9 protein-coding genes are annotated in these 11,819 nt (G+C 72.7%); 8 read left to right on the top strand and 1 reads right to left on the bottom strand.

Going from position 1 to position 11,819, the window contains the following annotated elements:
* The 7 genes from ACLBYE_RS26835 to lptB all read left to right on the top strand — a co-directional run.
* Window positions 1–1,400: L-aspartate oxidase (locus ACLBYE_RS26835; RefSeq protein ID WP_447696499.1), on the top strand; the 1,400-nt coding region annotated here is incomplete at its 5' end.
* Window positions 1,397–2,269, top strand: a complete 873-nt coding sequence (gene nadC / locus ACLBYE_RS26830; RefSeq protein WP_091679065.1) for a carboxylating nicotinate-nucleotide diphosphorylase — start codon at window positions 1,397–1,399, stop codon at window positions 2,267–2,269. The genes ACLBYE_RS26835 and nadC, both read left to right, overlap by 4 nt.
* Window positions 2,270–2,443: 174 nt before the next feature.
* Window positions 2,444–4,432 (top strand): potassium transporter Kup, encoded by a 1,989-nt coding sequence (locus ACLBYE_RS26825; RefSeq protein ID WP_447696498.1) that lies wholly within the window; start codon window positions 2,444–2,446, stop codon window positions 4,430–4,432.
* Window positions 4,433–4,694: 262 nt separating this feature from the next.
* Window positions 4,695–6,527: a molecular chaperone HtpG gene (gene htpG / locus ACLBYE_RS26820; protein WP_447696497.1), complete on the top strand. Its 1,833-nt coding sequence runs from the start codon at window positions 4,695–4,697 to the stop codon at window positions 6,525–6,527.
* A 229-nt stretch (window positions 6,528–6,756) separates the two neighbouring features.
* Complete coding sequence (lptC, locus tag ACLBYE_RS26815; RefSeq protein ID WP_447696496.1) at window positions 6,757–7,476, top strand: LPS export ABC transporter periplasmic protein LptC; 720 nt, start codon at window positions 6,757–6,759, stop codon at window positions 7,474–7,476.
* Window positions 7,473–8,144, top strand: coding sequence for an LptA/OstA family protein (locus ACLBYE_RS26810; protein WP_447696495.1), 672 nt, complete (start codon window positions 7,473–7,475; stop codon window positions 8,142–8,144). Before lptC ends, ACLBYE_RS26810 begins: the two co-directional genes overlap by 4 nt.
* Before the next feature lie 8 nt (window positions 8,145–8,152).
* A complete protein-coding gene (gene lptB / locus ACLBYE_RS26805; protein ID WP_419149853.1) occupies window positions 8,153–9,004 on the top strand; it encodes an LPS export ABC transporter ATP-binding protein in 852 nt (283 codons plus the stop codon).
* A gap of 9 nt (window positions 9,005–9,013) precedes the next feature.
* Here the strand turns inward: lptB and ACLBYE_RS26800 are convergent, their stop codons facing one another.
* On the bottom strand, window positions 9,014–10,165 hold the full coding sequence (locus ACLBYE_RS26800) for a dimethylmenaquinone methyltransferase (protein WP_447696494.1): 1,152 nt from the start codon (window positions 10,163–10,165) through the stop codon (window positions 9,014–9,016).
* Window positions 10,166–10,344: 179 nt separating this feature from the next.
* Here ACLBYE_RS26800 and ACLBYE_RS26795 point away from each other — a divergent pair, with 179 nt between their 5' ends.
* The gene (locus ACLBYE_RS26795) at window positions 10,345–11,658 is read left to right on the top strand and encodes an MFS transporter (protein ID WP_447696493.1); all 1,314 of its coding nucleotides are present in this window, start codon (window positions 10,345–10,347) and stop codon (window positions 11,656–11,658) included.
* Window positions 11,659–11,819 lie beyond the last annotated feature (161 nt).

The following is an 11,819-nucleotide window of genomic DNA, read 5'->3' as shown; positions in this document are numbered from 1 at the left end:
CGGCCCTCGGCCTCGGCACCGCCACCGGCTGGGCCCAGGGCGGCATCGCCGCCGCGGTCGGCGCCGACGACGCGGCGGCGCTCCACGCCGCCGACACGGAGGCCGCCGGCGCCGGGCTCACCGAGCCCGACGTGGCGCTCCGGGTCGCCCAGGAAGGTCCCGCCCTCATCGACTGGCTCGTGCGGATCGGCGTCCCGTTCGACCGCACCGACGACGGCGCGCTGGCCCTCGGTCTCGAGGCGGCCCACGGCCGCCGCCGCATCGTCCGCTCCGGCGGCGACGCCACCGGCGCCCGCGTGCTCGAAGGGCTGGTGCGGGCCGTGCTGTCGGCGCCGTCCGTGGAGGTCGTCACGGCGCGGGCCTGCGACCTGCTCCGGGACGCGCGCGGGGCGGTGGCCGGCATCGTCGCCGAGCGCGACGGCGCGCTGTTCCGCATCCCGGCCCGCGCGGTGGTGCTCGCGACCGGCGGCGTCGGCGCCCTCTACGCGGCGACCACCAACCCGCCGGGTGCCGTCGGCCGTGGGCTGGCGCTCGCCGCCCGGGTCGGCGCGGTGATGCGCGACATGGAGTTCGTGCAGTTCCACCCGACCGCCATCGCGGCCGGCGCCGACCCGATGCCGCTCGCCACCGAGGCCCTGCGCGGCGAGGGCGCGCGCCTCATCGACGAGACCGGCGCCGCCGTGATGGCCGGCATCGCGGGCGGCGACCTCGCCCCCCGCGACGTGGTCGCCCGCGGCATCTTCCAGGCGCTGCAGCGGGGCCGCACGGTCTATCTCGACGCCCGCGGCGCGCTCGGCGCCGCGATGCCCACGCGCTTCCCGACCGTGGCGGGGCTCTGCGCCGCCGCCGGCATCGACCCGGCCGTGCAGCCGATCCCGGTCCGCCCGGCGGCGCACTACCACATGGGCGGCGTGAAGGTGGACGGGCACGGCGCCACCTCGGTGCCCGGGCTCTACGCCTGCGGCGAGGTCTCCTCGACGGGCCTCCACGGCGCCAACCGGCTCGCCAGCAACTCCCTGCTGGAAGGCCTCGCCTACGCGCGCTTCATCGCCGACGGGCTCGACGCGCCGCCGCCCGCCGCGATCGTGCCCGAGGCCGTGTCTGTCCGCGCCGCCGGCGACCTGCCGGCGATCCGCGCGCTGATGGAGCGCGGGGTCGGCGTCGTGCGCGACGCCGCCGGCCTCGAGGAAGCCGTCGCCGTCCTCGAGGCGGGGGCTGAGACCTGCGACGCCGCCCTCGTGGCGCTGCTCATCGCCCGCGGCGCGCTCGCCCGCCGGGAGAGCCGCGGCGCCCACTGGCGCAGCGACTTCCCCCATCTCGCCGCGGCCGCGCACACCGAGGCCGCGCTGGCCGACCCGATCGCCGCGACCCCGTCCGCCGAGGAGGCGCTGACGCCATGACCCAGTCGGTTCTCTCCGATGAGATCCTCCCCCTGCCGCGGCTCCTCGTGGAGCCCGTGGTGCGCGCCGCCCTGCTGGAGGATCTCGGCCGGGCCGGCGACATTACCACCGACGCCATCGTGCCCCCGGGCGAGCGGATGCGCGGCGTGATCGCCTCCCGGCAGGACGGCGTCATCTCGGGCACCGACGCCGCCGCCATCGCGTTCGCGCTGGTGGACCCGGCCGTCACCGTGACGGTCGAGCGCGGCGACGGCGCCCGCGTGGCGCCGGGCGACGTGGTGCTGCGCCTCGAAGGGCCGGCGCGGGCGATCCTGACGGCGGAGCGCGTGGCGCTGAACCTGCTCTGCCGGATGTCGGGCGTGGCCACCGCCACCCACGGCCTCGTCGAGGCCGCGCGCCCGCACGGCAAGGCGTCGATCGTCTGCACCCGCAAGACCACGCCGGGCCTGCGCGCCCTGGAGAAGCACGCGGTCCGCGCCGGCGGCGGCTCGAACCACCGCTTCGGCCTCGACGACGCGGTGCTGATCAAGGACAACCACGTGGCGGTCGCCGGCGGCATCGTCCCGGCGATCGAGCGCGCCCGGTCCCGGGCCGGCCACTTGGTGAAGATCGAGTGCGAGGTCGACAGCCTGGAGCAGCTGGAGGAGGCCCTGTCGGTCGGGATCGACGCGGTGCTCCTCGACAATATGGGGCCCGACCTGCTCCGCCGCGCCGTGGCGATGATCGACGGGCGCGCCCTCTCCGAGGCGTCGGGCCGGATCACCCGCGAGACGGTCGGGGCCGTCGCGGCCTCGGGGGTCGACCTGATCTCCTGCGGCTGGATCACCCATTCGGCGGCGATCATCGACCTCGGCCTCGACGCCGCCTGACCGGCGGGCCCCGCGCGCCGCCGACGCGGCGGGGCCGAAGCGGTCGCTCGACTGTCATCACGTTCGGGTGACAAGTCTTCGCCGCGGTCGCTCGGGAGATCTGCCGAGTCTATCGCCGCGCGACCGACGCGCTAAGATTTCGGCTAACCGCGACGCCATCGACCGGACCCGACCGTGAGCCAAGCCCTGCCTTCCGCGGCTGCCCCGGCGGTCGATCGTCCGGCGGCGCCGGTGGCGCGCAAGCCCGGCGCGGTCCGGCACGGGCCCGGCGGCGCGCTGATGCTGGGCGCGCTGGGCGTCGTGTACGGCGACATCGGCACGAGCCCGCTCTACGCCTTCAAGGAGGCGGTGAAGGCGGCGACCAGCGGCGGCGCCTCGGTTGCTGCTGCGGCCACCGGCGCGGTGTCGCTGATCCTGTGGTCGCTGATCCTGATCGTGTCGCTGAAATACGCGGTGCTGATCCTGCGCGCCGACAACCGCGGCGAGGGCGGCATCGTCGCCATGCTGGCGCTGCTCGGCGCGCGGCATGCCCGGCCGGGGACGTGGAAGGCGCTGCTCCTGGTGGTCGGGCTGGTCGGCGCGGCCCTGCTCTACGGCGACGGCGCGATCACGCCGGCGATCTCGGTGCTCTCGGCGATCGAGGGGTTGAAGGTCGACGCGCCCGCGCTCGGGCCGTACGTCGTGCCGATCACCCTGGTGATCCTGATCGGGCTGTTCCTGGTCCAGCACAAGGGCGTCGCCGCCATCGGCCGGGTGTTCGGGCCGGTCATGCTCGTCTGGTTCGTCGTCCTGGTCCTGCTCGCGGTCCCGAGCATCCTGCACGCACCGGAGATCCTGGCGGCGGCCAACCCGTTCCGGGCGGTGGACTTCCTGATCCATGCCGGCTGGCACGTCAGCTTCCTGATGCTCGGCGCGGCCTTCCTGGCGGTGACCGGCGGCGAGGCCATGTACGCCGATCTCGGCCATTTCGGCGCCCCGGCGATCCGGATCGCGTGGTTCGGCCTCGTGCTGCCGGCGCTGCTGATCCACTATTGCGGCCAGGGCGCGCTGATCATCGCCGACCCGAGCGCGATCGAGAACCCGTTCTACCGGCTCGCGCCGGACTGGGCGCATTACCCGCTGGTGGCGCTCGCCACGATGGCGACCGTCATCGCCTCGCAGGCGGTGATCTCGGGCGTCTACTCGCTCACCCAGCAGTCGATCCAGCTCGGCTTCATGCCGATGATGCGGGTGGTGCACACCGACGAGGACGAGCGCGGCCAGATCTACGTGCCGGCGGTGAACTGGCTGCTCGCCGCGGCGACCCTGACGGCCGTGGTGGTGTTCGGCTCCTCCGACGCCCTGGCCGGCGCCTACGGCATCGCGGTCTCGGCGCTCATGGGCATCACCACGCTGCTCGCCGCGCTGATCGCGCTCCGCTGGGGCTACAACCCGATCCTGGTCCTCGCGGTCAACGGCTTCTTCCTCGGCATCGACCTCGTGTTCTTCTCCGCCAACAGCGTGAAGCTGTTCGAGGGCGGCTGGTTTCCGCTGCTGCTCGCCGGCGTGGTCGCCTTCCTGATGCTGACCTGGATGAAGGGCAACCACGTCCTCGAATCCGTCCGCCATACCATGCGCATGTCCGAGGCCTCCTTCCTCTCCAGCCTCGGCTCGCACCCGCCGGTGACGCTGCCCGGCACCGCGGCCTTCCTGACCGCCGCCACCGAGGGCATCCCGATGGCGCTCGGCCGCCTGCTGGAGCGCAGCCGCTGCCTGCACGAGCGGATCCTGCTGATCACCGTCGTCTACGAGGAGGAGCCGGTGATCCCGGCGAGCGAGCGGGCGCAGGTCACGCTGGTGGCGCAGGGGATCCGCAAGGCGATCTCGAAATACACGCCCGGCATGGAGCGCGTCGTGCTGCGCTACGGCTTCATGCAGACCGCCTCGATCCCCGAGGGGCTGCAATGCGCGGTGGCGAGCGGGCTGCTGCCGCCGGAATACCTGGAGGACATGACCTACTTCGTCGGCCACGAGGTGGTGATCCCGTCGCCGACCCATCCCGGCATGGCGCCGTGGCGGGAGGGCCTGTTCGCCTTCATGAAGCGGAACGCCGAGCGCACCGGCGCCCATTTCGGCCTGCCGACCCGGCAGATCGTCGAGGTGGGCACCGAGATCGAGATCTGATTATTCAGAGCCGCTGGCGCGGCGAGTCCTGTGCTGGATCCCGGGTCGCATTCCGCTGGCGCTCCATGCGCCCGGGAAAAGGGACCGTTTAATCCTGTACCGCCGCTTTCCCGGACAGGTGGAGCGATAGCGGAACCTGATCCGGGACCCAGCACGGGAACACGCCGCGGAGCGGTGCCATAGACCGCCTTCCGCATTGAAAACGGCCGCGTTCGCCAGCATATCGCCACCGCGAATTTTCCCCACAGCGGAGGCATCACCCGTGAGCGAGACGATCGAGCGGCACGAATTCGGGGCGGAGGTGGGACGCCTCCTCGACCTCGTCGTGCACGCGCTCTACTCCGACCGCGAGATCTTCCTGCGCGAACTCGTCGCCAACGCGGCCGACGCCATGGACCGGCGGCGGTTCGAGGCCCTGACCTCGGCGGCGAGCGCGCTGCCGCCGGACGCCAAGGTCCGCATCGCGCCCGACAAGGAGGCGCGGACCCTGACCGTGTCGGACGCCGGCATCGGCATGACCAAGGAGGATCTCGCCACCAACCTCGGCACCATCGCGCGCTCCGGCACGCGGGCCTTCTCGCAGACGCTCGAATCCGCCAAGGCCGAGGACCGGCCGAGCCTGATCGGCCAATTCGGCGTCGGCTTCTACTCGGCCTTCATGGTCGCCGACCGCGTCACCGTCACGTCGCGCCGCGCCGGCAGCGACGAGGCCTGGACCTGGGCCTCGGAGGGGCAGGGCAGCTACACGCTGGAGTCGGCGACGCGGGCCGAGCCCGGCACCGACATCGTTCTGCATCTCAAGGCGGATGCCGACGAGTACCTCGAGCCCTACCGCCTCGACCATCTCGTGCGGAAATGGGCCGACTTCATCACGGTGCCGATCGCCGTCGTGCGCGACGGCAAGGACGAGTCGGCCAACCAGGGCACCGCGCTCTGGCGCAAGGCGAAGTCCGAGGTCACCGAAGAGCAGTACGAGGAGTTCTACCACTCCATCGGCATGAACTTCGACAAGCCCTGGGCGACGCTCCACTGGCGCGCCGAGGGGCAGCTCGAGTTCTCCGCGCTGCTCTTCATCCCCGGCTCGAAGCCGTTCCAGGCCCTCGAGAACGAGCGGCAGAGCAAGGTCCGGCTGCACGTCCGGCGGATGTTCATCACCGACGAGGCCGAGCTGCTGCCGCCGTGGCTGCGCTTCGTCCAGGGCGTGGTCGACACCGAGGACCTGCCGCTGAACGTCTCCCGCGAGATGCTGCAATCGACCCCGGCGCTCGCCCGGATCCGCCGCGCGGTCACCGGGCGCGTCGTCTCCGAACTCACCACCCGCGCCAAGGACGCGGAGGGCTACCAGTCCTTCTGGGAGAATTTCGGCCCCGTCCTCAAGGAGGGCATCTACGAGGATTTCGAGCGCCGGGGCGAGATCGCGCCGCTCCTGCGCTTCCGCTCCTCGGCCGTCGAGGGCTGGACCTCGCTGCCCGACTACGTGTCGCGCATGAAGGACGGCCAGGAGGCGATCTACTACCTCGTCGCCGACGACGCCGAGGCGCTCAAGTCGTCGCCGCAGCTGGAGGGCTTCCGGGCCCGCGGCCTCGAGGTGCTGCTCCTCTCCGACCACGTCGACGCCTTCTGGCCCGATCAGCTCGGCACCTTCGACGAGAAGCCGCTCCGCTCGATCACCAAGGGCGGCCTCGACCTGTCGAAGTTCGCGCCGGAGGTTGAGCAGCCGGAGGCGCCGGAGGGCATCGACGCCTTCGTCGCCGCCGTGAAGACGGCCCTCGGCGCCGAGGTCTCGGACGTGCGCACCACCGACCGGCTCGTCGATTCGGCCGTGGTCCTCTCGGCCGGCACCGGCGGACCCGACCTGCAGATGCAGCGGCTCATGCGCCGGGCCGGGCGGGCCGGTGCGGGGCAGCCGGTCCTGGAGATCAACCCGCGCCACCCGCTGATTCGGGCGCTGGCCGCGGTCCCCGAATCGGAGGTGCCGCAGGCCGCCGGCACGCTCCTCGACCTCGCCCGCATCCAGGACGGCGACAGCCCCCGCGACCCCGCGGCCTTCGCCCGCACGGTGGCGGCGGCGCTCGCGGCCGCGCGGGGCGCGTAGGACTACGGAGACCCGCGCCGCGCGCTGCCGGGACGGCGCGCGCGGCGTGTGTCTCCACACACATCCGTTCGGGATGATTGTGGGTTCGGTTGATCATTCGGAAATGGTCGAGCCATAACTTCGCCACCGGTCGGGATCATTGCCCGGCCGAAGGCGCGGGCGCGGTGGGGGCCGCAGGCGTCTGAGCCGAACCCTCTCGCGCGCCTCGGGCGCGCCTCACGGACGCTGCATGAACCCGGTCGAGGCTGAAGCCGGTAACGGACAGGCGGTCGCGGCGGCGCGGACCCGGGCCCACGCCCGGGCGTACCGCCACAGCGGACGCGTGCGCACCATGCGCCGGCTGATTCCGGTGGTCGCCGGCGGCGCGGTGGCGCTGCTGCTGGGCTACCTGTTCAATCCCTTCGCGGCGCAGCTGCCGGGCGTCTCGGTCGGCCCGGTGACGCTGGCCGGCTCCAAGGTCCGCATGGAGAACCCGCGGCTCTCGGGCTTCCGCCAGGGCACGCGCGGCTACGAGGTGACGGCCGACGCCGCCCTCCAGGACGTCCGCAAGCCGAGCCAGATCGAGCTGCAGCAGATGCGCGGCCACATCGCCACCGACGACCAGGGCGGCATCGCCCGCCTCTCGGCGACGTCCGGCCTGTTCGACACCGCCCGCGAGGCGCTCGACCTGAAGGACGACATCCGCATCTGGACCGACAAGGGCGAGGAGGCGCGCCTGCGCTCCGCCGCCGTCGCGTTCAAGACCGGCTCCATCAGCTCGCAGGAGCCCGTCACCGTCTCCAGCGCGCGGGCCAACGTGAAGGCCGACACCCTCGACGTCGTCGAGAACGGCAAGCGGATCTCGTTCGTGGGCAACGTCCACGTGGTCATCGTCAGCGACGCCCCGGGGGATAAGCCCCAGGCCCGCATCCTGACCTCGGACGCCGAAGCCGCGGACGGTGCCCGATGAGCGCCGCCCGCCTCCTCTGCGCCGCCCTGGCGGCCGGGCTGGTCCTCGCCGGCCCAGCGCTGGCCGAGAAGCCGGCGCGCAAGGACTCGCCCTTCGGCAATATCGGCGGCGGCGGCAAGGATCCGATCAAGATCGACGCCGACCGGCTCGACGTGTTCGACCGGGAGAACAAGGCAGTCTTCGCCGGCAACGTCGTGGCCGTGCAGGGCGACAGCACCATCCGCTGCTCGACCATGACGGTGACCTACAAGCGCGGCAAGGACGCGCCGGGCAAGGGCGCCAAGGGCGACGCCAAGACCGAGGCGCGGGACGAGGGCGCCGACGCGGCGCCGCGGAACCCCGCCGAGAACGGCATCCAGAAGGTCGACTGCGCCGGGCCGGTGACGGTGGTGCAGAAGGACCAGGTGGCCACCGGCGATCACGCGGTGTTCGACCAGGACGCCAAGCGGATCGTGCTGACCGGCAACGTCGTCCTGAGCCAGTGCCAGAACGTCACCCGCGGGCAGCGGCTCGTCTACGACATGAACACCGGGCGCGCGAATATGGACCCGGTGGCGGGCGGCCGCGTCTCGGCCCTGTTCGTGCCCGGCGAGAAGTCCGACGCCAAGGACGGCAAGGCGAAGGGCTGCAGCCAGCCGCCGCCCAGGCCGAAGGCGCAGGTCGATTGAGCGGCGCCGTGGCGTTCCAGGCGGGCCCGCAGGAGCCGGCCCGGACGGGCTGGCTCGGCCGGCTGTTCGGCCGGCGCGCGCGGCAGGCCGAGCAGCCGGCCGAGGCCGACGGCTGGTCCGCGGCCGAGGAGGGCGGTCTCGGCATCCTCAGCGTGCGCGGCCTGCGCAAGAGCTACGGCGCCCGCACGGTCGTCCACGAGGCCGGCCTCACCGTGCGCACCGGCGAGGCCGTCGGGCTGCTCGGGCCGAACGGCGCCGGCAAGACCACGATCTTCTACATGATCACCGGGCTGGTGGCGGCCGATCGCGGCCACATCACCCTGGACGGCCTGCCGATCACGCACCTGCCCATGTACCAGCGGGCGCGGCTCGGGATCGGCTACCTGCCGCAGGAGGCCTCGATCTTCCGCGGGCTCACCGTGGAGGACAACATCCGGGCGGTGCTGGAAGTGGTCGAGCCGGACCGCAAGGCGCGCGCGCGCAAGCTCGACTCGCTGCTCGAGGAGTTCGACATCGCGCGCCTGCGCAAGTCGCCCTCGATCGCGCTCTCGGGCGGCGAGCGGCGGCGCTGCGAGATCGCCCGGGCGCTCGCCTCGTCGCCGACCTTCATGCTGCTGGACGAGCCCTTCGCGGGCATCGACCCGATCGCGGTCGGCGACATCCAGGACCTCGTGAAGCACCTGAAGCAGCGCGGCATCGGCGTGCTGATCACCGACCACAACGTCCGCGAGACGCTGGGCCTGATCGACCGCGCCTACATCGCCCATTCCGGCCGCATCCTCACCGAGGGCACGCCCGAGGAGATCGTGGCGAACCCGGACGCGCGCCGGCTGTATCTCGGCGAGGATTTCCGGCTCTAGGCCGGCCGCTCAGCCCTTCCAGTTCTTCAGCGCCGCGAAGGGGCTGTCCGAACCCGCGGGCTTCTCCGGGTTCAGCACCGGCTCCACCTGGGCGATCGCGTCCGCCATCGAGAAGGCCGAGCCGCTCTGGAGCCGGCCGCCCGCCGCGTCGCGGTGGCCGCCGCCGCGGAACAGGCGGGCGCCGTCGAGGGCCGTGCCGTCGTTGGACCGGAACGACAGCGTGCCCATCCGCTGGACGTTGACCACCCGCTTGGCCCGGCCCGCGTCCATGATGAGGTCGGAGACCCGCTGGAAGGTGCCCGAATCGAGGGCGAAGGACAGGAGCGTGCCGTCCTTCAGCGGGCGGAACAGGGAATCCGAGCGGGCGAGCGCCCGGGCGAGCCGCATGCGCGTCGTGAGCGCCGGATCGTCGTCCGGCGCGTCGCGCAGCAGGGCGTCGACCGCGCGGGCGCGGATCGCCGAGGCGCGGCGCTCCAGCTCGGCCGGGCTCGCCCCGTCCCGAAGGGCGGCTGCGGCCGCGAGCAGGATCTCGGACACGAACCGGTCGTGCCAGGGATGCCCGACCGGCACGTAGCTCGACACGACCTCCCAGAACAGCTCGTCCAGGGCGAGGCCGCCCCGGAAGGCGGGGCTCTCCTTGCGCCACAGGTCGAGGGCATCGACCGCGGTGAGCAGGCTCGACAGGTCGGTCGCGGGCTCGTGCGCGGCGAACAGGGCCCTGTGCTCGAAGGTCATCCGCGTGGCGCAGATGTCGTCCTCGATCAGCACGGCGATCTCGGGGTCGCCCAGGTCGATCCGGTGGAGCGCCGGCCGCTCGGCGTCGGGCGCCGCGTCCAGGCCCAGGCGCCGCATCTGGTCGAGGGAGGAGGCGTGGTGGTCGAGGACCACGAGGCGGTGCTTCTGCCCGTCCTCGCGACGCCGGTTCATCGCGGCGAACTTCTTCAGACCCGCGATGGTCTGCTCCTCGAGGCCGAGGTCGGTCATCAGCAGGATCTCGCGCTCCGCCGCGCGGCCGAGGCGCCTGATCTCGTCCTCGAAGACCGGGCCGACATCGCTGTAGCGGGGCACGTGGACGACGCGCTCCACCGGGGCGCAGGCGGCGGCGACCGTCGAGGCGCCGTAGCCGTCGAGGTCGTGGTGTGTGATCTGGATCAGGCGCAACGGGCGGACTCGGAGGGTGACGGAGCGGCCCGTCTACGACGCCCGGCGCCGCGAGGCGAGGGGCGGCGGCCCTTCCGTCCGGCGGCGTTCGGTGCAGAATGCTCCGCGGCCGCCACGAGTCGCGAAGGACCGGCCGGCCGCGGAGACCCCCAAGGGGCCCGTCATTCGGGGAGGACACGATGGCCCTGGCCGCAACGCCGCGCGTGCGCCGCATCCAGACGATCTCGCTCGCCCTGCTCGTGACGGCGGGCGTCGTCAACTACGTCGACCGGGCCACCCTGGCGGTGGCCAACCCGCTGATCCGCGAGGATCTCGGCCTCTCGATCCCCGACATGGGCCTGCTGCTCTCGGCCTTCCTCTGGGCCTACGCCTTCGCGCAGCTGCCGGCCGGGGCGCTCGCCGACCGGCTCGGCCCGCGCCTGACCCTGACGCTCGGCCTGACCTGCTGGTCCTTCGGCCAGATGCTCGGCGGCGCGGTGACGTCGTTCTGGCAGTTCGTGAGCGCGCGGATCGTCCTCGGGGTCGGCGAGGCGCCGCATTTCCCGACCTGCGCCCGCGTCTCCCGCGACTGGTTCAACATCCGCCAGCGCGGCACCGCCACGGGGATCTGGAACTGCGCGTCCTCGCTCGGGACCTTCCTGGCCCTGCCGCTGCTGACCTTCCTGATGGTGAGCTTCGGCTGGCGGGCGATGTTCGTCATCATGGGCGCGGCCGGCCTCGTGCTCGCCGCGATCGTCTACCTCGTATTCCGCAACCCGCGCGAGACCGACCTGACGCCGGGGGAGCGGGCCTTCCTGGAGGAGGGCGATGCCCCGAACGCCAGCCGCGCGGTCACCTGGAGCGCGTGGCGGCGGCTCTTCGGGTTCCGCACCAGCTGGGGGATGATCGTCGGCTATTTCGGCTGCATCTACATGACGTGGCTCTACACCGCGTGGCTGCCGAGCTACCTCGAGATCGAGCGGCACTTCACCCTGCAGAAGACCGGCCTCGTCGGCTCGATCCCCTTCGCCTTCGGCGTGCTGGGCGGGATCCTGGGCGGTCGCGTCGTCGATGTCCTCGTCCGCCGCGGCGTCGACCCGATCCGCAGCCGCAAGATCCCGATGGTCGGCTCCCTGGTGGCGACCGCCGCCTTCACGGTGGTGGCGGCGCTGACGCCGAGCGACACCCTCGCGATCGCCTGCATCTCGGCCTCGCTGTTCCTGGTCTACATGAGCTCGTCGTCGGCCTGGGCGATGGCCTCCGTGGCGGCGCCGGCCAGCTGCACGGCGTCGCTCGGCGCCATGCAGAATTTCGGCGGCTACATCGGCGGCGCCCTGGCGCCGACCGTGACGGGCTTCATCGTCGGCGGCACGGGCCATTTCTCCATGGCCTTCATCACCGGCGCCGTGATCGCCCTGGTGGCGGCCCTGGGCTACTGGACGCTGATCCAGGATCCCATCGCCGACGAGGGTCCGGAGAGCCCCGCCGTCGGGGCGCTCGGGGCCGCGCGCTAGAGCCGTTCCCGATCGGGTTGGGGCGGGGGCGATGGGCGAGCCCGTGCCGAACGAGGCGCGGGTCCCCTCTCCCGTGCGGGAGAGGGACAGGGTGAGGGATGAGAACAGTCCGGAAGAGTCGCGGCCTGTACGCGCATCGGCGGCCTGTTCAGTCCTGATCC

Source organism: Methylobacterium sp. A52T (assembly GCF_053346095.1).
The sequence above is the reverse complement of the archived record's forward strand: the minus strand, read 5'-3'. Positions and strand labels throughout refer to the sequence as shown.

Bases quoted from the DNA above. Each gene is read 5' to 3' on its own strand.
- nadC (WP_091679065.1), top strand. From the start codon at position 1,397: ATGACCCAGTCGGTTCTCTCCGATGAGATCCTCCCCCTGCCGCGGCTC.
- lptC (WP_447696496.1), top strand. From the start codon at position 6,757: ATGAACCCGGTCGAGGCTGAAGCCGGTAACGGACAGGCGGTCGCGGCG.
- ACLBYE_RS26810 (WP_447696495.1), top strand. From the start codon at position 7,473: ATGAGCGCCGCCCGCCTCCTCTGCGCCGCCCTGGCGGCCGGGCTGGTC.
- ACLBYE_RS26795 (WP_447696493.1), top strand. From the start codon at position 10,345: ATGGCCCTGGCCGCAACGCCGCGCGTGCGCCGCATCCAGACGATCTCG.